The organism is Mycolicibacter sinensis (assembly GCF_001667945.1).
Taxonomy (GTDB): domain Bacteria; phylum Actinomycetota; class Actinomycetes; order Mycobacteriales; family Mycobacteriaceae; genus Mycobacterium; species Mycobacterium sinense_B.
Window position 1 is genome coordinate 67,794 of record NZ_LZJK01000091.1, and the last position, 23,243, is coordinate 91,036.

Consider the following 23,243-nt stretch of genomic DNA (forward strand, 5'->3'; position numbering starts at 1 on the left):
GAGCTCCCCAACTCCTAGCCGCGCAGTAGGTTCGCGTCGTCGACCGACACCGATCGCCGGGCCCGGAAGATCGTCATGATGATGGCCAGGCCGATCACCACCTCGCAGGCGGCGACCACCATCGTGAAGAACGCCACCATCTGGCCGTCGAGCGCCGAGTGCAGCCGGGCGAAGGTGACGAACGCCAGGTTGGCGGCGTTGAGCATCAGCTCGACGCACATGAACATCACCAAGGCGTTGCGTCGCAGCATCACTCCGGTGGCGCCCAGGGTGAACAGCATGGCCGCCAGGTACAGGTAGTTCTCCGGATTCACTGGCCCGACTCCTCCCCGTTGCCGGTCGCATGCGCGGCGTTGCCGGTGGCGCCGACCCAGCGGTGCTGCAAGGTGTCCGACACCGACAGTTCCGAATAGGACCCGTCGGGCAACCGTGCGGCGATGTCGACGGCGTTGTGACGGGCGTAGACGCCCGGGGTCGGCAGCGGCGTCGCGCGCTGGCCGGTCTGGAAACGCCGGATGGACAGCTCCCGCTGCGTCATCCGCGGTTGCAGTCGCTCCCGATGGGTCAGCACCATGGCCGCGACCACCGCGGTGATCAGCAGCGCACTGGTGAGCTCGAACGCCCACAGGTAACGGGTGAAGATCAGCGCCGCCAGCCCCTCGACGTTGCTCTGGCCCACCTCCGTCGAGCCGCCGGTCGCCGCGGTGGGCGTGCCGATCCGGCGCAGATGCATGGTGGCGCCGCCGATCCCGGCGATCAGCAGCACCCCGAAGCCGATACCGGCGAGCGTCGAAGCGATCCGTTGGCCGCGCAGGGTCTCCACCAGTGATTCGGCGGAGTCGACCCCGATCAGCATCATCACGAACAGGAACAGCATCATCACCGCGCCGGTGTAGACGACGATCTGCACCACCCCGAGGAACATCGCGTCCTGAACGAAATAGAAGACGGCCAAGGCGAGCATCGTCATCGCCAGGAACAGTGCCGAATACACGGCCTTGGCGGCGGTGACGACCCCGACCGCACCGATTAGTGCCAAAGCGCCCAGCGCCCAGAACGTCACCGCCTCCCCGGTGGAGGTGGCCACGACGATGTCGGCGGCAAGCAGTGTGGCGCCCATCAGGCCTTACCCTGCTTCTTGCGATCCAGCATGACGAACAGGTCGGGGTTCTCGTCGAGTCCGTCGGGGCCGACCCGGCCCAGGTAGTAGTCCTTGTCGGTGGCGCCGGCCGGCATCGGGTGCGGCGGTGCGGTCATCCCGGGCTCCAGCGGTGCCAGCAGCTGGTGGCGTTCCAGGATCAGATCGGCGCGGTTGTCGGCGGCCATCTCGTAGTTGTTGGTCATGGTCAGCGCGCGGGTGGGGCAGGCCTCGATGCACAGTCCGCAGCCGATACAGCGCAGGTAGTTGATCTGGTAGACGCGGCCGTAGCGTTCGCCGGGGGAGAAGCGTTCGTCGTCGGTGTTGTCGGCGGCCTCGACATAGATGGCGTCGGCCGGACAGGCCCACGCGCACAGTTCGCAGCCGATGCACTTCTCCAGCCCGTCCGGGTGCCGGTTGAGCTGGTGGCGGCCGTGGTAGCGCGGCGCGGTCGGCTTCTTGTGCTCCGGGTAGCCGTCGTTGATCGGCCGTTTGAACATCGTCTTCCAGGTGACGCCGAAGCCGGCCAGAGCGTCTTTGAGCTTAGCCATTGACATCCTCCTTGACCCGCGGTGAATTGCGCTGCGGCAGCGGCGGTGTCGGGAATGACCCCCCGGGCGAGGTCAGTGCGACGATCGGCGGGGGCGCGTCGCGCCGGGCGTTCAGCGCGCTGAAGCGGCGATGTAGTGCCGCCAGCACCAGCAGCGTGGTGAGCGTGCTGACGGCTATCAACACGCCTTGCCAGTGCTGGTAGCCGTCATTGCGCAGGCTGCGCATCACCGCGGCGACCAATACCCAGACCAGCGCCACCGGGATCAGAATCTTCCAGCCCAACGCCATGAACTGGTCGTAGCGCAGCCGGGGCAGGGTGGCACGCAGCCAGATGTAGATGAAGATGAAACCCCACACCTTGGCGGTGAACCACAGCAGCGGCCACCAGCCGGAGTTGGCGCCCGCCCACAGGTTGAGCGGGAACGGTGCATGCCAGCCACCGAAGAACAACGTGACGGCCAACGCCGAAACCGTTGTGACGTTGATGTATTCGGCCAGGAAGAACAGCGCGAACTTCAACGACGAGTACTCGGTGTGGAAGCCCCCGACGAGCTCGCCCTCGGCTTCGGGCAGATCGAACGGCGCCCGGTTGGTCTCACCGACCATCGCGGTCAGGTAGACCATGAACGACGGCAGCAGCAGGAACGCGAACCACATCCGGTCCTGGGCGGCCACGATGCCCGAGGTGGACATCGTCCCGGCGTAGAGGAACACCGAGGCGAACGCGAGCCCCATCGCGACCTCGTAGGAGATCACCTGGGCGGTCGAGCGGATGCCGCCCAGCAGCGGGTAGGCCGACCCGGACGACCAGCCGGCCAGGATGATCCCGTACACCCCGATCGACGACATGGCCAGGATAAACAGCACCGCGATCGGCAGGTCGGCCAGCTGCAAGGCGGTGCGATGACCGAAGATGCTGACCTCCGGCCCGAACGGAATCACCGCGAACGCGGTGATCGCCGGCACTGTCGAGATGACTGGGGCCATCAGGTAGATCGCCCGGTCGACGCCGACGGGGGTGATGTCCTCCTTGAGGGCCAGCTTGATGCCGTCGGCGAGGCTCTGCAGCCAGCCCTTCGGCCCGACCCGGTTGGGCCCGGGCCGCATCTGCATGCGCCCCAGCACCTTTCGTTCGATGACGATCGCGAACAGCACCGTCAACACCAGGAATCCGAAGACGCCCAGCACCTTGGCCAACATCAGCCACCAGGGATCGCTCATGGTCTGTGTCCAATCCGTACCACCGCACCGGGGCCGACCCCGAGGGTGCGGTGCACCGCTGAGTCGGCAGAGTTCATCGGCAACCACACCACCCGGTCCGGCATCTCGGTGATGACCAGCGGCAGGCTGATGTGTCCGCGTTCGGTGCTGACCGTGACCGGATCGCCCGCCGCAACACCGATCTCGGCGGCGGTCAGCGCCGACAGTCGCGCCACCGGCTTGCGGGCGGTGCCGGCCAGGTTCGGCTCGCCGGCCTGCATTGCTCCGTTGTCCAGCAGCATGCGCCAGCCGGCCAGCACGGCTTCTCCGGAGTCCGGCTGCCCCGGACGGCCCGGCGCCGCGTCGGGGCCGGACACCCGCTCGCCATCCCAGGCGCCGAAGCGGGTCAGCTCATCGCGCGCTGCCGCCACGCTCGAAAGCCCCAGCACGACACCCATCTCCTCGGCGAGCGCGTCGAGTACCCGCAGATCCGACAGGGTGCCGCGCTCACCGAGAGCGACACCGAACCGGCGGGGCCGGCCCTCCCAGTTGAGATAGGTGCCGGACTTCTCCACCGCCGCCGCAACCGGCAGCACCACGTCGGCGCGTTTGGTGACCTCGCTGTGTCGCAATTCGAGGCTGACCAGGAAGCCGACTGCGTCCAGGGCGGCCAGCGCCGCAGCCGGGTCGGCCAGGTCGGCCGGGTCGACCCCACCGACCAGCAGTGCCCCCAATGTTCCGTCGGCGGCGGCCGTCAGGATGGCGTCGGTGTCACGCCCGGCCTGCGACGGTAGGTCGTCGGGCGCGGCCAGCCCCCAGGCCCGGGCGACCTCGGCCCGCGCGGACGCGTCGCTCAGCGGGCGCCCGCCGGGCAGCAGGCCGGCGAGGGCGCCGCAATCCAGTGCGCCGCGCTCTCCGGCACGACGCGGCACCCAGGCCAGCCGTGCGCCGGTCGCCTCGGCCAGCCGAACCGCGGCGGTCAGTGCGCCGGGGGAGCCCGCCAACCGCTCGCCGACCAGGATCACCGCGCCGGGTTGGCGCAGCAGCTCGTTGAGCTCGGCGTGCTCGGAGCCTGCGCCGATGCCGTCCAGCGCAGCGGCTTCGTCGCCGGGAACGGTAGGCAGTACGGTGCCGAACATCTTGGTCAGCGCGCGGTCGGCAAATGGTGCGACGGCGAACACCTTGGTGTGCTTCTTGCGGGCGGCTTTGCGCAGCCGCAGGAAGACGATCGGGGACTCTTCCTCGGGCTCCAAGCCGACCAGCAGCACCATCGGGGCGGCTTCCAGGTCGGCGTAGCTGGTCTCGATGCCGCGTCCGGCCACCCGGGCGGCCAGGAACGCGGCTTCCTCTGCCGACTGGGTGCGGGCCCGGAAGTCGATGTCGTCGCTGCGCAGCGCCACGCGGGTGAACTTGGCGTAGCCGTAGGCGTCTTCGGCGGTCACCCGCCCACCGACCAGCACCCCGGTGCGTCCGCGTGCGGCGGCCAGGCCGTTCGCCGCGACCGCCAGCGCATGTGGCCACGAGGTGGGGACCAGGTTCCCCGCGTCGTCGCGCACCAGCGGTGTGCTGATCCGGTCGGGCTGGGTGGCGTAGGTGAACGCCCACCGCCCCTTGTCGCAGTTCCATTCCTCGTTGACGTCCGGGTCGTCGCCGGCCATCCGGCGCATCACCTTGCCGCGGCGGTGGTCGGTGCGCTGAGCGCAGCCGGACGCGCAGTGCTCGCAGACGCTGGGCGTGGACACCAGGTCGAACGGGCGCGCCCGGAACCGGTAGGAGGCGCCGGTGAGCGCTCCCACCGGGCAGATCTGCACGGTGTTGCCGGAGAAGTAGGAGTCAAACGGCGTCTCGGCATAGATGCCGACCTGCTGCAGGGCGCCGCGGTCCATCATCTCGATGAACTTGTCGCCGGCGATCTCGTCGGAGAACCGGGTGCAGCGTGCGCACAGGATGCAGCGTTCTCGGTCCAGCAGTACCTGGGAGGAGATGTTGATCGGCTTGGGGTAGGTCCGCTTGGCCTCTTCGAAGCGGGTCTCGGTGCGGCCGTGGGTCATCGCCTGGTTCTGCAGCGGGCATTCACCGCCCTTGTCGCAGGTCGGGCAGTCCAGCGGGTGGTTGATCAGCAGCAGTTCCATCACCAGGTGCTGAGCCCGATCGGCTTCGGCGGAGGTGTGCTGGGTACGGACCACCATGCCGTCGGCGGCGGCGACCGCGCAGGAGGGCTGCGGCTTGCGCTGACCCTCCACCTCGACCATGCACTGCCGGCACCAGGCGACCGGGTCCAGCAGCGGGTGGTCGCAGAACCGCGGGATCTCGATGCCGAGCTGCTCGGCGGCCCGAATAATCAAGGTGCCCTTGGGAACTGTGATCTGCCGGTCGTCGATGGTCACCGTCACCGACTCCTGGCCATTGGCCTGAGAGGGTTGAGTCACGCCACACCGCCGTGAGTTCCGTTGGGCACGAACATGCTCGCTTTCGGGTCGAACGGGCAGCCCCCGTCAAGATGGGCGATGTATTCGTCGCGGAAGTACTCGATCGACGACTTCACCGGCATCGCCGCACCATCGCCCAAGGCGCAGAAGGATTTTCCGAACAGCACGTCGGCGATGTCGAGCAAGGTGTCGAGGTCTTCGGGGGTGCCGCGGCCGGTCTCGAGTCGTTCGTAGATCGGGACCAGCCAATAGGTTCCCTCGCGACACGGTGTGCACTTGCCGCAAGACTCGTGTTTGTAGAACTCCGACCACCGCTGGGCTGCGCGCACCACGCAGGTGGTTTCATCGAAGATCTGTAATGCCTTGGTGCCCAACATCGACCCGGCCGACGCCATACCCTCGTAGTCCAGCGGGATGTCGAGGTGTTCTTCGGTCAGCAGCGGGGTCGACGACCCGCCCGGCGTCCAGAACTTCAACCGGTGCCCGTCGCGGATCCCGCCGGCGTAACCGAGCAGTTCGCGCAGCGTGATGCCCAGCGGGGCCTCGTATTGTCCGGGCCGGTTCACGTGCCCGGACAGCGAGTACAGGGTGAAGCCACGGGACTTCTCGGTGCCCATCGACCGGAACCACTCCACCCCGTTGCGCAGGATCGATGGCACGCTGGCGATGGATTCGACGTTGTTGACCACGGTGGGCGAGGCGTAGAGCCCGGCCACCGCCGGGAACGGCGGCCGCAGTCGCGGCTGGCCCCGGTAGCCTTCCAACGAATCGATCAGCGCGGTCTCCTCGCCGCAGATGTAGGCGCCCGCCCCGGCGTGCACCGTAATGTCCAGGTCGAAGCCGCTGCCGTCGATGTCGGTGCCCAGCAGCCCGGCCGCGTAGGCCTCGGCGACCGCAGTCTGCAACCGCCGCACCACCGGCACCACCTCGCCGCGCACGTAGATGAAGGCCTGGTGCGCCCGGATCGCGTAGCAGCAGATGATCATCCCCTCGATGAGCACGTGCGGCGTGGCCATGAGCAGCGGCATGTCCTTGCAGGTGCCGGGTTCGGACTCGTCGGCGTTGACCAGCAGGTAATGCGGCTTGGCCGCGGCACCTTGGTCGCCTTGCGGGACGAACGACCACTTGGTTCCGGTGGAGAACCCGGCGCCGCCCCGGCCCCGCAGCCCGGAGTCCTTGACCAGGTCGATGACCTCATCGGGCGTCATCGCCAACGCCTTGCGCATGCCGGCGTAGCCGTCGTGGCGGCGGTAGGTCGCAAGCGTCCACGACTCGGGTTCGTCCCAGTAACTGCTCAACACCGGCGTCAGCGGTGTGCCCCCGGCAAGTGTCATTGGCCGCCCCCACTGCCGCTGGTGCCGGGCTCCGGCGGGGTCATCCCGTGGTCGCGGGCGATCTGCAGGCCGGCCAGGGTCGCCGCGCCCGCACCGCCCTGGCCGTCATCGGCGCGTTCGTCGGGGAACCCGGCGAGAATCCGTTCGGTCTCGGCGAAGCTGCACAACGGCATCCCACGGGTGGGTCGCACTTGCTGGCCGTCGCGCAGCCTGTCGACGAGGTCGCGCGCCGATTCCGGGGTCTGGTTGTCGAAGAACTCCCAGTTGACCATCACCACCGGCGCGTAGTCGCACGCGGCGTTGCACTCGATGTGCTGCAGGGTGATCGCCCCGTCGGAGGTGGTCTGGTCATTGTCGACGCCCAGGTGTTGCTTGAGGCATGCGTAGATGGCGTCGCCGCCCATCACCGCGCACAGGGTGTTGGTGCAGACGCCGACCAGGTATTTGCCGGTCGGGTCACGCCGGTACATCGAGTAGAAGGACGCCACCCCGGCAACGTCGGCGCCGGTCATGCCGAGCGTGTCGGCGACGAACGCCAGGCCGGCCGGGGTGACGTAGGAGTCCTCGGCCTGCACCAGATGCAGCAGCGGCAGGATCGCCGACCGCGGCTGCGGGTAGCGGGCGATGATCTCCTTGGCGTCGGCTTCCAGCCGGGCCCGCACCTCGTCGGAGTAGGCGTGCGGCGCATCGGGATGGTTGAACTGATTGGGTTCCTCCGGTGGCCGGCCCAACTGCAGGAAGACCCGCTTGCCGTCGGTTCCGGCGGTTGCCGGCATCAGCCGGCCGCGCCCCGTTTTGTTGTTCTGACCGTTCGTCTGGCTCACCGGTCCACCCCGCCCATGACGGGGTCGATGCTGGCGACCGCGGCGATCACGTCGGCGATCAGCCCGCCCTCGCTCATGGCGGCGACGGCCTGCAGGTTGGTGAACGACGGGTCCCGGTAGTGCACCCGGTAGGGCCGGGTGCCGCCGTCTGAGACCATGTGCACCCCGAGCTCGCCGCGGGGCGACTCGACCGAGACGAACACCTGGCCCGGCGGCACCCACAGGTCCTCGGTGACCCGCTTGAAATGGTGGATCAGCCCCTCCATCGAGTGACCCATGATCCAGCCGATGTGTTCCTTGGAGTTGCCCTGCCCATCCGGGCCCACCGTCAGGTCACCCGGCCAGGCGATCTTGCGGTCCTCGATCATGACCGGGCCGGGCCGCAACTTATCCAGACATTGTTCGACGATTTTCAGTGACTCCTTGATCTCCGCGATGCGGATCAGGTAGCGGCCGTAGGCATCACAGCCGTCATCGGTGATCACATCGAATTCGTAGTCCTGATAGCCGCAATACGGTTCTTCTCGGCGGACGTCATAGGGCAGGCCGGTGGACCGCAGGACGGGACCGGTGATGCCCAGCGCCATGCATCCGGTCAGATCCAGGTAGCCCACGCCCTTGGTGCGGGCCTTCCAGATGTAGTTCTCGGTGAGCAGGTCTTCGATGTCCTTGAGCCGCTTGGGCATCAGGTCGAGGAAGTCGCGGATCTGGGGGATCACCTCGTTGGGCAGATCCACCGATACGCCGCCGGGACGGATGTATTGGTGGTTCATCCGCAGACCGGTGATCGCCTCGAAGATGTCGAGCACCAGCTCGCGTTCCCGGAAGCCGAACAGCATCACCGACAGCGCGCCGAGTTCCATGCCGCCGGTGGCCAACGCGACCAGGTGCGAGGAGATCCGGTTGAGTTCCATCATCAAGACCCGGATGACGCTGGCGCGTTCGGGGATCTCATCGGTGACACCGAGCAGCTTCTCCACGCCGAGGCAGTAGGCGACCTCGTTGAAGAACGGCGACAGGTAGTCCATTCGGGTCACGAACGTGACGCCCTGTGTCCAATAGCGGGCCTCCAGGTTCTTCTCGATGCCGGTGTGCAGATAGCCGATGCCGCAACGGGCTTCGGTCACCGTCTCGCCGTCGAGTTCGAGAATCAGCCGCAGTACGCCGTGGGTCGACGGGTGCTGGGGACCCATGTTGACGACGATGCGTTCGCCGGGGTCGGCGGCCTTGGCCGCTTCGACCACCTGGTCCCATTCCTGCCCGCCGACGTTCAGGACGGTGCGAGGCGTCTCAGTGCTCATTACTTGTAGGCCCTCCGCTGGTCTGGCGGCGGTATCTGCGCGCCCTTGTATTCGACCGGGATACCGCCCAACGGGTAGTCCTTGCGCTGCGGGTGGCCGTGCCAGTCGTCGGGCATCTCGATCCGGGTCAGCGAGGGGTGCCCGTCGAAGATGATCCCGAAGAAGTCGTAGGTCTCCCGCTCGTGCCAATCGGTCGTGGGATAGATCCCGTACAGCGAAGGAATATGCGGATCCGCATCCGGCGCAGCGACTTCCAGCCGGAGCCGACGGCCATGGGTGATGGACCGCAGTGGGTAGACCGCGTGCAGCTCGCGGTCGGTGTCGGCGGGGTAGTGCACGCCGGAGACCCCCAGGCTCAGCTCGAAGCGCAGGGCCGGTTCGTCGCGCAGCAGCTGGGCGACCGCGGGCAGCTGCGCCCGGTGGACATACAGGGTGAGCTCGCCGCGGTAGACCACCACTTTCTCTACGGCGTCGGCGAATTCGATGCCTGCGCGTTGCAGCGCCGCGGTGAGGGTGTCCACGAGTTCGTCGAAGTATCCGCCGTAGGGCCGTGGAGTTTCACCGGGCAGCGCGGCCTCGGTCACCAGGCGTCCGTAGCCGGAGGTGTCGCCGGAGCCCGTCGCGCCGAACAGGCCGCGGCGGACCCTGATCACGTCGTCGGAGTCGCCCCGGTCGTCACCGTCGACAGTGCCCTGACTCACCGCAGCAACCCCCTCATCTGCCAGGTGGACGGGGCCGACAGGGCCGCCTCTTCGGTCGCGGTGATCACCTGCTCCCGGTTGGCGCCCAACGGCATCTCGCGAATCTTCTCGTGCAGCTTGAGGATTGCGTACATCAGCATCTCCGGCCGGGGCGGGCAGCCGGGCAGATAAATGTCGACGGGAACGACATGATCGACCCCCTGCACGATGGCGTAGTTGTTGAACATCCCGCCCGACGACGCGCACACGCCCATCGACAGCACCCACTTGGGCTCGACCATCTGGTCGTAGATCTGCCGCAGCACCGGCGCCATCTTCTGGCTGACCCGGCCCGCCACGATCATCAGGTCGGCCTGGCGCGGCGACGCCCGGAACACCTCCATCCCGAACCGGGAGATGTCGTAATCCGGCGCCATCGACGACATCATCTCGATCGCGCAACAGGCCAGCCCGAAGGTCGCCGGCCACAGCGAGCCTTTGCGGAAATACCCGGCGAGGTTCTCCACGGTGGACAGCAGGAGACCACTCGGCAGCTGTTCTTCTAATCCCATTGTTTAGGCCCGCCTACTCCACTCAATCCCAGTTCAGGCCGCCGCGCCGCCAGACGTAGGCGTAGGCGACGAAGACGACGGCGGCGAACAGCACCATTTCGATGAGGGCGAACACCCCGAGGCCGTCGAAGGCGACCGCCCAGGGGTAGAGGAAAACGATTTCGATGTCGAAAACGATGAACAGCATCGCGGTCAGGTAATACTTCACCGGGAACCGCTGACCGGGCGGGGCGTGCGGCCCGCTCACCGGCTGGTCGGTGGGTTCGATACCGCACTCGTAGGCTTCCAGCTTCGACCGGTTATAGCGCGAGGGGCCGACCAGCGAGGCTATGACCACGGAAAATACCGCGAAACCGGCGGCGAGCGCGGCGAGCACCAGGATCGGCATATACAGGTTCATGCTCAGTGACGTAGTTCCCTTCCGGGCGTCGATGTGAGTTCAGGCACAGCCTAGCCCGCGTCAACCGGGAGGTCGGGAAGAATCCGAAATTGACGGCAACTGTGACCGGCGTCACGCGCTGCAGCGGTCAACGGCCACAGCGTAATTCGCTTCTGAGGGCGCCCTAACCCGGCGGTTCAGCGAGGCTCGACGGAGGAGAGGCGAAGCTGGGGCCGCCGCGCTAACTGGGTGTCGGCGTGCGCAGCAGACCCAGCACCGCGCGGCTCAGGGCCATGGGGTCCAGCGGGTGTGCCAGCGCGGCGTCGGCATGCGACCATTTCGCCAGCCAGACGTCGTCGGCGCGGCCGGTCAGGACCACGATCGGCGGGCAGGGCGTGATCTCGTCCTTGAGCTGTTTGCAGATGCCCATCCCGCCGGCCGGAGTGGCCTCCCCGTCCAGGATGGCGAGGTCGATTCCGCCGGCGTCCATCTGCCGGATCACCACCGGTTCCGTCGCGACCTCGACATAACTCAGCTCCGGCAGATCCGGGTGCAGGTGTGTGCCCAACGCGGTCATGACCCGGGCGCGGGTCGCGGCGTCGTCACTGTAGACCAGGATCCGCAGCGCCTGGAGGGCAGACGTGGAAGACGTGGAGTCAGACACGGTGCAGATGCTACTGCCCGGGTGGCGCCCACAGAGCAGCTTTGGCGGACGACCGTCGAAGTGACTGTCGCGCAGTGACTCTAACCCTCAGCGGTCGTATCCGGGGTGGTCGATCGCCAGCCGGTGCCGCACCAGGGCATACAGGCAATCGGTGAGCGCATCGGGCCGGTCGTCGAACTCACCGGCCCGGATGGTGGCGGCCAGCGCTGCTTCGTCGGCGAAACCCAATCCGGCCAGCGCCTGGGCCGCGGCGCCACTCGCGGCGTCGCGTAACTCCCGTTCGACGATGCGCAGCGCGTTGGCGGCCACCCGGGCGTGGAAGTTGACCTGGCCTTCGGTGGCAGCGCGGATATCGGTGTCGAGGAACTCGGCGACCGCGGCGACGAGCTCGGCGGCGGTGGGCCGGCGGCCCCCGGCGGTCACGGCCAGACCCCGTCGAGCAGGCGCAGCAGATCCCACTCCGTCTCGCTGACCCGCCGGCCGATGGTCGCCAGCTCCACCGAGCGCGCCTGCCCGCTCAGATGCCGCTCGGCCTGGTAGCGGCAGATGATTCCCCACCGCAGGGTGCCCAGCAGTAGCCACCACTCGAACCGCCGGCGGTCGACCACCGTACCGGCGGCCCCCTCGTAGGCGGCCAGCAACGCCTCGATCGCCCCGAGTCCGCCGGCGGCGCGGTCGGCCGGCGCACCGAACCGCCACGCCCGCAGGCAGAACCAGGCCAGGTCCTCGCAGCCGTCGCCGAGGTGTACCAGCTCCCAGTCCAGCACGGCCGCCAGCCCGGTGTCGTCGACGATCAGGTTGCCCATCCGGAAGTCGCCATGCACCAGCTGCGGCCGCACCGCCGGGGGGCGGTGGGCGGCCAGCCAGCGAAACGCCCACTCGAAGGTTGCGGTGGTGTCGTGCATCGCGTCCAGCTGGAGGCGGCAGGCGGTGAGCTGGTCGTCGGCGCTGAGCGCGATGCCTGCCGGGTCGGCCCGGTGGATGGCGGCCAGGGCCTGCGCGCATTGGTGCAGCAGGACCGCGCGTCCAGTGTCGTCGAGCCGGCGATCGATGCGCCGCACCACCGTTTCGCCCGGGATCGCATCGCAGATCAGGAACGGATTTCCCAGTGCCTCAGCAGAATTGTCGGCGATCAGGACGGTCGGTACCGGGGCGCCGGCGTCGCGGGCGGCGCGCTGTGCGTGCGCTTCCAACTCCATGCTGGCATGCAGCTCATCGGGCGGCCCGGTGCGCAGGATCAAGGCGCGAGGCCCCGCTGCTTCCCCGGTCTTCACGACGGCGTCAAATGCCCAGGTTGTCCTGCTGGCGCCGCCGGTCAGGGCCCGCAGGCCCTCGACGGCGACCGGACCCAGCACCGGCGCCAGCACCCGGGCCAGCCGGGCCGACAGTTGCTCGGTCTTCACCACTGCCTCCTGTTCGCCTCATGCGTGGAGTGTGCGGTTTGGTACGCGACACGCCGGGTGTCGCGTACCAAACCGCACCCTGGGCAGGAGCGACGGCTCATCGCCGGCGGTCGAATCCGAACAGTCGCTGCGCGACCCGGCGGATCTGGATCTCCTCGGCGCCCTCGGTGATCCGGTAGCGGCGGTGGTGCCGGTAGATGTGCTCGAACGGCTCGTGGCGGGTGTAGCCGATCCCGCCGAAGGTCTGGATGGCCTGGTCGGCGGCGTCGCACACCAGCCGGTTGGCGCGGTAGTTGGCCATCGACACCTTGTCGGAGACCTCCAGGTGATGGTCGCGGTCCAGATGCCAAGCCGCGTAGTACACCAGCAGTCGCACCATCTGGGCCTCGGTGGCCAGCTCGGCCAACGGCCACTGCACGGCCTGGTTGACCGACAGCGGCTTGCCGAAGACCACCCGTTGGGTGGCATATTCGGCGGCCCGGTCGATGCAGTACTGCGCGGCACCCAGACTGGAGGCCGCTTGGCGGATCCGGTTCTCGTGCAGGAAGGTCTGGGCCACCTCCAGGCCGTGGTCCACCTCGCCGAGTATTGCGTCGTCGGGTACCCGGACGTCGGTGAGCTCGACCTCGCCGTGATCGGTGGGCATATTGAACGTCCACCAGTAGAACGGCACATTGAAGCCCGGTGTGTCGGTGGGCACCAGGAACGCGGTGATGCCGCGCGCCGAGCCGGGGTCACCGGACGTGCGCGCGAAGACCAAGTCGTGGGTGGCTCGATGTACCCCGGTGTTGAACCGCTTGGCGCCGTTGATCACCCAGCCACCGTCGGCGGGTTCGGCGCGGGTTTCCATCCAGGTCGCATCCGAGCCGTGCGCCGGTTCGGTGAGGCCGAACGCCATTGACCGCTCACCGGTGATGAGGGCTTGCGACCACACCCGGCGCTGCTCGTCGGTGCCGAACCGCTCCATCATGATCACCTGCGGGAAGTTCCCGACGATCGACGACTCGTCCTGGAGGTCGTTGTGCAGGCCGAGTCCCTTGTGTGCCAGATGTTCCCGGATCACCGCCATGTCGAGGTTGGTTCCGTCGCGACCACCCAGCGACGACGGCAGGCCGTAGCGCAGCCAGCCCGCCGCGTCGGCTCGCCGGCGCATCTCGGCGAGCAACTCCTCCCAGTCCCGGTTCGGGACACCGCCGTTGCTGACGTCGGTGCGGGCAAACTCCCGGCGGTGGTCGAAGTACTGCATGTTCTCGGCCTGCAGCGGGGCGATCTCGCGCTCGATGAAGTCGTCCATCTCGGCCAATAGCGCCGGAAGATGTTCGGGCAGTGTGAAATCCATGGCACATCCTTTGTCGGTGGTCAGCAGCCGTACAGGGTCTTCCTCCAGATCGTCGACAACGTCGCGACGGCGTCATGATCGCTGATTCGCCAGCCCGGTCCGGACGGACCGACGAAGACGACGGTGAAGTTCTCGAACAGCAGCGCGATCGCCGCCGCGATGTGGTCGGGATCGAGGTCGAGGCCGTGGCCCTGCTGCTGGGCGCGCCGAACCGAGGCGGCGACGATCTCCATGCCGAACCGGCGGAATTCGTTTTGCAGGGCGGCGAATCGCTGGTTGGTGGCCGCGAGCTGCGCGACGGCGATCATGACGCCGATGTTCTGTTTGAACATGCTCCAGTAACCGCTGACCACCGACGTGAAGAACTCGGTGTCCTGCGCGGAGTCCGGCAGTCGCATTTTCAGCCTGGAGGGCTCGACCACGTCGGACAGAAACGACTCGGCCAGCGCGGCAAGCAGGTCTTCCTTGTCCTGGAAATACCGGTACAGCACGGCCGGGGACTTGCCGGCCGCCGACGTGATATCGGCCAGCGTGGTGCCGTGAAAGCCGCGTTCGGCGAACAGTTCCCGAGCGGCCTGCTCGATCGCCTGCCGGGTTTGGCGGCCTTTTGAGCTGAGCTCACGCTGGTTGGACATCGGGACGTTCAGTGCCGTTTCCGGTCACCGGCAGCCAGCAGCGCACTGGGCAGTCGGTGTCCGACGACCGAACTGGCCACGCCGGCGGCGGCGATGGCGGCCTGCAGGTCGATGCCGGTGTCGATACCGCAGTCGCCGAGCAGGTAGACGAGATCCTCGGTGGCGATGTTGCCGGTGGCGCCGGGCGCGAACGGGCACCCTCCTAGCCCGCCCGCGGAGGCGTCCAGGCGGGTCACGCCGCAGCCGACCGCGGCATAGGCGCAGGCCAGCCCGGCGCCGCGGGTGTTGTGGAAGTGCGCCCCCAGCGGCAAGTCCCCGATGATCGGGCGCACGGCCGCGATCAGGTCGGTGACCCGCGCCGGCGTGGTGGTGCCGATGGTGTCGGCGATCGCCAGCCGGTCCACCCCGAACGCGCTCGCCGATCCGGCGATATCGGCGACGCGGCCGGGCGGTGTTGGACCGTCGAACGGGCAGTCCCATGCGGTGGCGATGATGACCTCGACGGACCCGCCGGCGTCATGGGCGATCCCGGCGATATCGGGGATCGCGGCAACGGCCTCGGCGGTCGGCCGCCCGACGTTGGCAGAGCTGAACGAATCCGAGGCGCACACCACGTATTCGATCGAGGTCAGGCCCGCGGCCACTGCCCGGGCGGCGCCACCGGGGCTGGCGACCAGCGCGGAGAATTCCAGGGCGGGGTAGCGCCACAGCTCGGCGGCGAGTTCGGCGGCATCGGCCAGCGCGGGAACCTTGGTGGGGGAGACGAACGAGGTCACCTCGACTTCGCGCACGCCGGTGGCGGCGATCGCGTCCAGCAGTTCGAGCTTGGCGCGCAACGGGATCGGTTGTTCGATCTGCAGCCCGTCGCGCAACGCCACCTCGCGGATCGAGACCTGGCCGGGAATCACAGCACCCCCTCGGCGCGAAGCTCGTCCAGTTCGGCTTCGGTCTTGCCGAGCAGCCCGCCGTAGACCTCGGAGTTGTGTTGGCCGGGCCGGGCCGACCCGGCGTTGCGGATCGCGCCCGGGGTGTCCGAGAGCACCGGGATGATCCCGGGGCCCAACACGGTGCGTTCGGCGCCTTCGTCCCAGTGCTCGACGAGCATGCCGCGGGCCCGCAGCTGCGGATCACCGACCACTTCGGCGACGGTGTTGATCGGTCCGGCGATCACACCGGCGTCGTTGAGCGTGGCGATGATGTCGTCGGGCTTTCGCTGCACGGCCCATTCGCCGATGATGGCGTCCAGCTCGTCCTGGTTGCGGCCGCGCGCAACGTGGTCGGCGAACCGCGGGTCGGTCGCCAGCCCGGGGGAGCCCATGGCCTGACACAGCCGGGCGAACACACTGTCCTGGTTGGCGGCGATCACCACCCAGCTGCCGTCGCCGGCCTGGTAGATATTCGACGGGGCGATGCCTTCCAGCCGGGTTCCCGAGGGCCCGCGTACCACGCCGCCGACGTCGTAGTCCGGGATAGTGGATTCCTGGATGGCCAAGCAGGATTCGGTCAGCGCGACGTCGACGACCTGGCCCTCGCCGGTGACGGTGCGCCGGTACAGCGCGGCCAGCGCGCCCTGCGCGGCGAACATGCCGGCCAGGCTGTCGCCGAGGGAGAGCGCCAGCCGTGGTGGTGGTCCGCCCGGGAAGCCGTTCATGTGCCGCAGCCCGCTGGCCGCCTCGGCGACCGAGGCGTACCCCGCCTTGTGGGCGTCCGGCCCGGTCTGTCCGTAGCCGGAGACCCGCACCAAGATGATGCCGTTGTTGCGTTGCCGCAGCACGTCGAAGCCCAGCCCCCAGCGTTCCAGCGTGCCGGGGCGGAAATTCTCCACGACGATGTCGGCGTTCTCGATCAGCTCCAAAAACAGCTCGCGCCCGCGGTCGGTGCGCAGGTCCAGCGTGACGGCCTTTTTGTTACGGGCGTGCACGGTCCAGAAGAAGTGGTGGCCGTCGACCTCGGCCTGGCCCCAGGTGCGCAGCGGATCGGGTCTGCCGGGCAGCTCGATTTTGATGACCTCGGCGCCCATGTCGCCGAGCAGGCGCCCGGCGAACGGCCCGGAGATCAGCGTGCCGAGCTCGATGACGCGGATGCCGTCCAGCGCACCGACGGGAGTTGGAGTCATACCGACGAGCCTACGAAGTCGTGTCGATCCAGCCAATCGGTGACGATGCCCACGGCCTGCCGCAGCGCACCACGCTGATCCGGGCCGGCGTAATAGTGGTTGGCGCCAGGGATTTCATGGATCTCCTTGTCAGGATGCCCGAGCGCCTCGAAGAGCCGGCGGGTGTGGCTGGGGGTACAGGCGTCATCGGCCATGTTGCCGATCACCAGGGCGGGAACCGCGATGTCGTTGCCGCAGTCCAGCCCGTCACCGTGGGCGTCGTCATAGCTCCATTGCGAGAGCCAGCTGCGCAGCGTGCAGAACCGCGCGAGGCCGACCGGGCTCATGTTCACCACCTGCGGATCCCCCAGATAGCAGCTGCCCGGGGTGCGGTCGTTGGGGTCGACGGTGGGATCCAGCCAACGCGGGTCGGCCATGGTGCCGTGCACCACGAACGCGAACTCATCGTCGGGGCGCCCGGCGGCCTTGAGCTCGGCCAGCTTCGCCTTGACCCAGGCGGTGATTCGGCGGTTGCGGTCGATCTGGGCGGCGCGGTAGCGGTCCAGGAACTCTTCGGTGTACGGCGGCTGGTTGGGGTTGTCCGGGTTGTAGAGGTCCAGCTCCGGGTCGCGCTTGGTCGGATCGGACTCGTCGAGGATCGAGGCGTCCAACCATTCGGTCATGGTGCCGTGCCGGCTGATGTGCGCCGCGAGCAGCATGATGCCGTCGGCGGGGATCAGCCCGAGTTTGGTCAGGTCGGGGCCGTCGCCGGACGGGCTGGCCGTCACCGTCGGATGCTGTGCTTGCTGCTGGTAGAACAGCGACAGCGAGCCACCCCCGCTCCAGCCGGCCAGCACCACCTTCGAATAGCCGAGCCGATTCTTAGCGTCGGAGATGCATTGCCCGAGGTCTTCGACCACCTTCTCCATCAGCAGGGCGGAGTCGGTGCCGCGGAATCGGCTGTTGCAGTAGATGACGTGGTGACCGGCGCGGGCCAGTGCGTTGACCATCGGCAGGTAGGCGCCGCCGCCGATCGGGTGCATGAAGATCAGCACGGTGTCGCTCGGCGCATCCTTGGGCCGCAGCAGATAGCTTTCCAGCACCACCAGCTCGGCGACGCCGCCGTAGACATCGCGAACACCGGAATTGTTCTGGTAGGCAATGAGATAGGGGATACGGTCGTAGTCGTGCTTGGCGGTCATGCGTGCTGTCCTAGGTCGTGGGCGAGAACTTCCGGTGACGGGGTGAGCCGGCGGCGGGTGTCGATGGCGACCACCTGCCAGTCCACGCGCTGGTAGTCGTCGAACTTGCGCCGGGCTCGTTCACGGGCTTTCTCCGGGGCGCCGTGGTGCACGCCTTGCGGTGCGTGACTGATCAGCCCCGGCGGCATCGGAATCCCGTAGAGCGATCCGCCGTGGAAGAACGCGATCTCGTCGTAGTCGACGTTGCGGTGATACCACGGGGTGCGCTCGGTGCCGGGCGCTCCTTCGGCGGGCTTGGGCAGAAAGTTCATCACGTACACGCCGGTGGCCTGCATGAACAGGTGCACCGTCGGGGGCAGGTGCACGCTGTCGGAGGTGATGACGTTGTAGTCGGCGATGTTGAAGGTGAAGGCGAAATTGTCGCCGCGCCAACCTTCGACATCGATCGGATTATGTTGGTAGTACAGCGTTGTCGGCCCACCGTTGTGGACCAGCCTGACCTCGTACTCCTCTCGTCCGTCGTCGTCGATGGGAGCCGGTTCCGGGATTACCGCCTGCGATGGGTCGAAGGGGAAGTGCCGGCCCAGCGGTCCGGGTGGCGGCACCCGGAATTCGTCGGTGGCCTCAATGAGTAGCAGTGTCGTTTCGGCGGCGGGCAACTGCCGCCAGGTGGCCGCCTTGGGCAGATACACCCAGTCGCCCTCGCGGTAGTCCAGCGGACCGAATTCCGTTTCCAGCCGCCCGGCACCGGCGTGCACGAAGCACAGCAGGTCACCGTCGACGTAGCGGACATGAAACGGCATCTCGGCGGAGCGCCGGGACAGCGAGATGCGGCAGTCGGCGTTACTGAACAGCAGCAGTGGGCCGCCGGCGGCATCGGTGGCGTCGCTGGGTTCCAGGTGCGCGGCCAGTACATCGATGGGCCGCAGCGGGCCCTCGGCGCGGTAGGCGGTCGGGTCGTGGCGCCGGTACATGTTGGCGGTGCGGCCGGTGAAGCCCCCGCGGCCCAGCTCGTCGTCCTTGAGCCCGTCGAGGTCGGCGTGCAGGCGGCGCGGTGTGGTGCCTTTGCGCAGGTGAACGAAGGATTCCATCGGCGGCCCCCGGGGCGAACGTGCAGCAGACATGGCGCAGAACTAAAAGTGACTTTACTTTTCGTTTCCGTCAGCGGCAAGGGTCTCCGCGACCACAGCGGTCGCCGCGGCAACCGGGGCCTTCGGGCGTCGCGGTGTTGCCGGGACCGGGATCGGCGAGATCTGCCAGCGAGCGGGTGTCACGCAGGGCGCTTTCTCGTCGCACTTTCCGGAGGGCGAGCAACAGCTCGTGCTGGACGTCGTGCGGCGCCAATCGTGCGGACGTGGCCGGGCCCTTCACGCAATTGACTGCCGTCGAAGGGCAGTCGCCCGGACAGACGGTGGCAGCGGCGGGTGAGGCTTTCCAGTACTGGGCCGGCGAACGTCGCGGCCGTGACGGCGCAACATCGAAGGATCTCGCCGTAGAACGCCCCCGAATCCCAAAGGAACCGGGGGCGTTCGAGGTGTGGCGGAGCTATTTCAGCTCGGCCGACGACAGGCCCAGCAGTCGCCGCGCCACCACCAGCTGCTGAATCTGCTGGGTGCCTTCGAAGATGTCGAGGATCTTCGAGTCGCGGCCCCACTTCTCCAGCAGGGTCTGCTCCGAATAGCCGGTGGTGCCGGCCAGTTCGACGGTCTTGAGGGTGACGTCGGTGGCCATCCGGCCGGCCTTGGCCTTGCCCATCGACGCCTCTTTGGAGTTGGGGATGTTGTTGTCGGCCTGCCATGCCGAGCGCAGCGTCAGCAGGTACGCCGACTCCCAGTCCGCCTCCATCCGCAGGAACTCGGCGGCCGGCGCGCTTTGGGCGTGGGCCGGTTTGTCGTAGGAGATCTCCACGCCGGCGTCGGTCAGGATCGTGCGCAACTCCTCCAGGGCCGCGCGGGCGACACCGACCGCCATCGCCGCGACGATTGGCCGGGTGTTGTCGAAGGTCTCCATGACCCCGGAGAAGCTCTTCTCGGTGTTGATCTCGGGGCTGCCCAGCAGGTTGTCCTTGGGGATCCGGGCGTTGTCGAACCGGATCACCGCGGTGTCGGAGGCCTTGATGCCCAGCTTGTGCTCCAGGCGTTCGACGATGACGCCGGGGTGCTCGCGCGGCACGATGAACGATTTGATCGCCGCACGGCCCAGGGACTTGTCCAGCGTGGCCCACACCACGATGTGGGTGGCCCGCGAGCCGGCGGTGACGAAGATCTTCTCGCCGTTGATCACGTACTCGTCGCCGTCCAGCGTGGCCGTCGTGCTCACCGCGGCCGAGTCGGACCCGAAGCTCGGCTCGGTGATGGCCATCGCCGCCCACACCTTGCCCAGCCGCTGCAGCTGTTCATCGGTGGCCACACCCGAGATCGCCGCGTTGCCCAATCCCTGATAGGGCACCGACAGCATCAAAGCGACGTCGCCCCAGCTCATTTCGAGGACCTGCAACAGCGCGGCCATGTTGGCGCCGTTGCGGTTGCCCTCTTTGCCCTCGGCCTCGCGGAAGGCCTCGGCTCCGGCCAGCGCGTTGCCGCCGGCCTTCGACACCCCGTCGAACAGGGTCTCCAGCGTGTCGAGTTCGACCGGGTAGGCGTGCTCGCGCTGGTCGTACTTGCGTGAGATCGGGCGCAGCATCTCGGCGGCGCCGGCGTGTGTCATCTCGACGACGTGCTGCAGTTTCTTCGGGAGTTCCAGATTGATTGCCATGTCAGGTCTTTCAGGTCGGTATCGGGAAGAAAGGTTGAATGACCGCTAGATCACTACGATGCCCTCGGCCACGCCGATGGCCCGCAGGTCGCGGTACCAGCGTTCGACCGGGTGTTCCTTGACGTAGCCGTGGCCCCCGAGCAGCTGTACGCCGTCCAGGCCGATCTGCATGCCCTTGTCGGTGGCGATCCGCTTGGCCAACGCGGCCTCGCGGATGAACGGTAAGCCCTGCTCGGCGCGAGCCGCCCCGCGCCAGGTCATCAGGCGCAGACCATCGAGCTCGATGGCGATGTTGGCGCACATGAACGCCACCGACTGCCGGTTGGCGATCGGCTCGCCGAAGGCGTGACGCTCCTTGATGTAGGGCATCACATAGTCGAGCACCGCGTGGCTGGTGCCGACCGCCAACGACGCCCAGCCCAGGCGCGCGAGCGCGATCGCCTCGGAGTAGTCCGTGTCGGTCGCGGCGTCCTCGCCGAGGCGGGCGGTCAGCGGTACCGACACCTTGTTCAGCTCGATCTGGCCCAGCGCCGCGGCGCGGACGCCCATGCTGGGGTCGGCCTTGACGGTCAGGCCCGGCGCCGAGGACTCCACGATGAACAGCGCCGGCTTGCCGTTGAGCTGGGCGGCCACGATGAACAGCTCCGCGCTTGCCGCTGCCGGCACCAGGGACTTGACGCCGTCGAGCCGGTAGCCGCTGGGGGTGCGCACCGCGGTGGTCTTCAGGTTGGTGGGGTCGAACAGCGGCTGCGGCTCGGCGATGGCCACGCACGCCTGCGGGACGTTCTCACCGGCGAATTCCGGCAGGTAGGTGGCTTGCTGGTCGGCGCTGCCCCAGTGCGTCAATGCCGCGGCCACCCCGCCCGGCGCCAGGATCGGCAGCGCCAAGCCCATGTCGCCGTAGGCCAGTGCCTCGCCGACCAGCACATTGGTGATCGCGGAGCGGTGTGCGGCGATCCCGTCGAAGTCCTCCGGGATGTTGATGGCGGTGATCCCCAGTTCGGCGGCCTTACCGATCAATTCGTGCGGGTAGTCGGCGGCCTCGTCGGCGTCGTGGGCGGCCGGGCGCAGAATCTCCGACGCGAACTCCTCGACCGTCTCGACGATCATCTGCTGCTCGTCGTCGGGGGTCAGATCGAAATAGTCTTTGCCGCTCGCCTTGAGCCGGGTGGGAGCCTTGCCCAGGGTCTGGACCCGCTTGAACTCGCGGGAGGTCGCCCCGGCCACCGAGAAGACCGTCTTCACCCCGTAGTTCAAGGTCCGGTTGAGCGGGTTGCGCAGGTTGTGCCGGTCCAAAAACTCCCGGCTGACCAGCGGGGTGACCAGCGCCAGGGCGTTGGCGATCGGGGTGCGCTTCGGCTTCTCCAGCCCGATCGCACTCGAGCGGCCGGACCGCTTGTTCTTGGAATCGCGGGCCACGGATGCAGTGTCAGTCATGTCAGAGCCTCACTGAAAAGGGAAGTATCGGTGAGACCACCTTACTCCGAAGTAAGGTGACTCGACAGTAAGGTGTGACGAAGTCGTCAGCGGCGCCCGCGCCGGCGCCCCTAACCCGTGGTCAGGCGGCTCAAGACCGGCCGGTGCAGCAGCGCATTCGCGGCCACAGCGCTGCCGCCGTGCGGCCCCGGGGCGCCGGTCAGATCGGTGAACGTTCCGCCCGCCTCGCGCACCAGCACGTCCAGGGCGGCCAGATCCCACACCGATACGGCCGGTTCGACGACGACGTCGACCGCGCCCTCGGCCAGCAGGCAGTACGCCCAGAAGTCGCCGTAGGCCCGCACCCGCCACACCGCCTCGGTCAGGTCGAGGAACTGCTCCCGCAGGCCGCGCAGCGCCCAGGTCGTCAGGCCGGCGAACGACAGGCTGGCCGAGTCCAGGTCGCCCACCGCCGACACCGACAGTCGACGCGCCGGCCGGTCACCGAAACTGCCGAACGCGCCCTGGCCGTCGGCGGCCCACCACCGCCTGCTCAGCGCCGGGGCGCTGACGACCCCGACGCGGGGGACGCCGTCGACGAGCAGCGCGATCAAGGTGGCCCAGACCGGGACCCCGCGCACGAAGTTCTTGGTGCCGTCGATCGGATCGATGATCCACTGGCGGCCGCTGAACGATGTTGTGCCGCCGAACTCCTCGCCGAGGATCTCATCGGCGGCCCGGTCCGCGGCCAGCATCTCGCGCAGCGCGGTCTCGACCGCCTGGTCGGCGTCGGTGACCGGGGTGAGGTCCGGCTTGGTGTCCACCCGCAGGTCCAGGGCACCGAATCGAGCCAGGGTGATCGCGTCGGCCCGGTCGGCCAGGGCCAACCCCAGGGCGAGGTCTGCTTGGAGATCGGGGTCGAGATTGTCGTTGCTCTGCGCCATGGCTGCAGTCCTACCATGGCCTGATGTGGGAGATGTGGGCGCTGCTGTTGCTGCTGGCGATTCTGGCGGTGTTCGTCGCGCCACGGTTCTTCCGCCCGGGTCCAGGCGGCGGAGCCCAAGACGGCACCCTGCTGGTCACCGGCGTCAGCCCGCGGCCCGAGGCTGTCGGTCAGCAGTACGTCACGATCACCGGCGTCATCAACGGGCCCGGAGTGGATGAGCACGAGGTCTACCAGCGACTCGCGGTCGACGTGGCCAACTGGCCGAGCATCGGCGACCTACTGCCGGTGGTGTATTCGCCGCGCAACCCCGACAACTGGAATCTGGTGGGCCCGCCCTCACCCCGAGACTGAATCGGCCGACGCCGCACCGGTGTGTCGCG

At 68.1% G+C, this 23,243-nt stretch carries 24 protein-coding genes and 1 pseudogene; 2 read left to right on the forward strand and 23 right to left on the reverse strand.

Features of this window, described 5'->3' with window-relative positions; translation table 11 throughout:
• Positions 1-14 precede the first annotated feature (14 nt).
• The 20 genes from nuoK to A5694_RS13015 form a co-directional block, all read right to left on the reverse strand.
• Positions 15-314, reverse strand: a complete 300-nt coding sequence (nuoK, locus tag A5694_RS12920) for an NADH-quinone oxidoreductase subunit NuoK (protein WP_064922226.1) — start codon at positions 312-314, stop codon at positions 15-17.
• Positions 311-1,120: an NADH-quinone oxidoreductase subunit J gene (locus A5694_RS12925; protein WP_064922227.1), complete on the reverse strand. Its 810-nt coding sequence runs from the start codon at positions 1,118-1,120 to the stop codon at positions 311-313. The genes nuoK and A5694_RS12925 overlap by 4 nt, the downstream gene beginning before the upstream one ends.
• On the reverse strand, positions 1,120-1,689 hold the full coding sequence (gene nuoI / locus A5694_RS12930; protein WP_064922228.1) for an NADH-quinone oxidoreductase subunit NuoI: 570 nt from the start codon (positions 1,687-1,689) through the stop codon (positions 1,120-1,122). The genes A5694_RS12925 and nuoI overlap by 1 nt, the downstream gene beginning before the upstream one ends.
• Positions 1,682-2,911: an NADH-quinone oxidoreductase subunit NuoH gene (nuoH, locus tag A5694_RS12935; protein ID WP_064922229.1), complete on the reverse strand. Its 1,230-nt coding sequence runs from the start codon at positions 2,909-2,911 to the stop codon at positions 1,682-1,684. The genes nuoI and nuoH overlap by 8 nt, the downstream gene beginning before the upstream one ends.
• A complete protein-coding gene (locus A5694_RS12940; RefSeq protein WP_064922230.1) occupies positions 2,908-5,319 on the reverse strand; it encodes an NADH-quinone oxidoreductase subunit G in 2,412 nt (803 codons plus the stop codon). The genes nuoH and A5694_RS12940 overlap by 4 nt, the downstream gene beginning before the upstream one ends.
• On the reverse strand, positions 5,316-6,653 hold the full coding sequence (nuoF, locus tag A5694_RS12945) for an NADH-quinone oxidoreductase subunit NuoF (protein WP_064922231.1): 1,338 nt from the start codon (positions 6,651-6,653) through the stop codon (positions 5,316-5,318). Before nuoF ends, A5694_RS12940 begins: the two co-directional genes overlap by 4 nt.
• Positions 6,650-7,429, reverse strand: coding sequence for an NADH-quinone oxidoreductase subunit NuoE (gene nuoE / locus A5694_RS12950; RefSeq protein WP_064922287.1), 780 nt, complete (start codon positions 7,427-7,429; stop codon positions 6,650-6,652). The genes nuoF and nuoE overlap by 4 nt, the downstream gene beginning before the upstream one ends.
• Before the next feature lie 44 nt (positions 7,430-7,473).
• A complete protein-coding gene (nuoD, locus tag A5694_RS12955; RefSeq protein WP_064922232.1) occupies positions 7,474-8,778 on the reverse strand; it encodes an NADH dehydrogenase (quinone) subunit D in 1,305 nt (434 codons plus the stop codon).
• Positions 8,778-9,479 carry an NADH-quinone oxidoreductase subunit C gene (locus A5694_RS12960; RefSeq protein WP_064922233.1) on the reverse strand — a complete coding sequence of 234 codons (702 nt, stop codon included), beginning with the start codon at positions 9,477-9,479 and terminating at the stop codon, positions 8,778-8,780. The genes nuoD and A5694_RS12960 overlap by 1 nt, the downstream gene beginning before the upstream one ends.
• Entirely contained in the window at positions 9,476-10,030 is a 555-nt protein-coding gene (locus A5694_RS12965; RefSeq protein ID WP_064922234.1) for a NuoB/complex I 20 kDa subunit family protein, read from the reverse strand. Before A5694_RS12965 ends, A5694_RS12960 begins: the two co-directional genes overlap by 4 nt.
• A gap of 22 nt (positions 10,031-10,052) precedes the next feature.
• Positions 10,053-10,430 (reverse strand): NADH-quinone oxidoreductase subunit A, encoded by a 378-nt coding sequence (locus tag A5694_RS12970; RefSeq protein WP_064922235.1) that lies wholly within the window; start codon positions 10,428-10,430, stop codon positions 10,053-10,055.
• Between the two features lie 220 nt (positions 10,431-10,650).
• Complete coding sequence (locus tag A5694_RS12975; RefSeq protein WP_064922236.1) at positions 10,651-11,073, reverse strand: response regulator transcription factor; 423 nt, start codon at positions 11,071-11,073, stop codon at positions 10,651-10,653.
• Between the two features lie 87 nt (positions 11,074-11,160).
• Entirely contained in the window at positions 11,161-11,496 is a 336-nt protein-coding gene (locus A5694_RS24660; RefSeq protein ID WP_064922237.1) for a DUF6285 domain-containing protein, read from the reverse strand.
• Entirely contained in the window at positions 11,493-12,461 is a 969-nt protein-coding gene (locus A5694_RS12985; protein ID WP_064922288.1) for a phosphotransferase family protein, read from the reverse strand. Before A5694_RS12985 ends, A5694_RS24660 begins: the two co-directional genes overlap by 4 nt.
• A gap of 112 nt (positions 12,462-12,573) precedes the next feature.
• Positions 12,574-13,815: an acyl-CoA dehydrogenase family protein gene (locus A5694_RS12990; RefSeq protein ID WP_064922238.1), complete on the reverse strand. Its 1,242-nt coding sequence runs from the start codon at positions 13,813-13,815 to the stop codon at positions 12,574-12,576.
• A gap of 20 nt (positions 13,816-13,835) precedes the next feature.
• A complete protein-coding gene (locus A5694_RS12995; RefSeq protein ID WP_064922239.1) occupies positions 13,836-14,450 on the reverse strand; it encodes a TetR/AcrR family transcriptional regulator in 615 nt (204 codons plus the stop codon).
• Between the two features lie 8 nt (positions 14,451-14,458).
• A complete protein-coding gene (locus tag A5694_RS13000) occupies positions 14,459-15,358 on the reverse strand; it encodes a hydroxymethylglutaryl-CoA lyase (protein ID WP_064922240.1) in 900 nt (299 codons plus the stop codon).
• Positions 15,355-16,566, reverse strand: coding sequence for a CaiB/BaiF CoA transferase family protein (locus tag A5694_RS13005; RefSeq protein WP_064922241.1), 1,212 nt, complete (start codon positions 16,564-16,566; stop codon positions 15,355-15,357). Before A5694_RS13005 ends, A5694_RS13000 begins: the two co-directional genes overlap by 4 nt.
• Positions 16,563-17,747 carry an alpha/beta hydrolase family protein gene (locus A5694_RS13010; protein ID WP_064922242.1) on the reverse strand — a complete coding sequence of 395 codons (1,185 nt, stop codon included), beginning with the start codon at positions 17,745-17,747 and terminating at the stop codon, positions 16,563-16,565. Before A5694_RS13010 ends, A5694_RS13005 begins: the two co-directional genes overlap by 4 nt.
• Positions 17,744-18,838, reverse strand: coding sequence for a homogentisate 1,2-dioxygenase (locus tag A5694_RS13015; protein WP_064922243.1), 1,095 nt, complete (start codon positions 18,836-18,838; stop codon positions 17,744-17,746). The genes A5694_RS13010 and A5694_RS13015 overlap by 4 nt, the downstream gene beginning before the upstream one ends.
• 115 nt (positions 18,839-18,953) lie before the next feature.
• Here A5694_RS13015 and A5694_RS25270 point away from each other — a divergent pair.
• Positions 18,954-19,175 (forward strand): annotated as a pseudogene (locus tag A5694_RS25270) (TetR family transcriptional regulator); the annotation flags it as partial.
• A gap of 117 nt (positions 19,176-19,292) precedes the next feature.
• Here A5694_RS25270 and A5694_RS13020 read toward each other — a convergent pair.
• The 3 genes from A5694_RS13020 to hisN all read right to left on the reverse strand — a co-directional run bounded on the left by A5694_RS13020 (position 19,293) and on the right by hisN (position 22,861).
• Positions 19,293-20,501, reverse strand: coding sequence for an acyl-CoA dehydrogenase family protein (locus tag A5694_RS13020; RefSeq protein WP_064922244.1), 1,209 nt, complete (start codon positions 20,499-20,501; stop codon positions 19,293-19,295).
• Positions 20,502-20,546: 45 nt separating this feature from the next.
• Positions 20,547-21,938 (reverse strand): acyl-CoA dehydrogenase family protein, encoded by a 1,392-nt coding sequence (locus A5694_RS13025; protein WP_064922245.1) that lies wholly within the window; start codon positions 21,936-21,938, stop codon positions 20,547-20,549.
• A 110-nt stretch (positions 21,939-22,048) separates the two neighbouring features.
• Positions 22,049-22,861, reverse strand: a complete 813-nt coding sequence (gene hisN, locus A5694_RS13030; RefSeq protein ID WP_064922246.1) for a histidinol-phosphatase — start codon at positions 22,859-22,861, stop codon at positions 22,049-22,051.
• A gap of 23 nt (positions 22,862-22,884) precedes the next feature.
• Here hisN and A5694_RS13035 point away from each other — a divergent pair, with 23 nt between their 5' ends.
• The gene (locus A5694_RS13035; protein WP_064922247.1) at positions 22,885-23,214 is read left to right on the forward strand and encodes a hypothetical protein; all 330 of its coding nucleotides are present in this window, start codon (positions 22,885-22,887) and stop codon (positions 23,212-23,214) included.
• Positions 23,215-23,243 lie beyond the last annotated feature (29 nt).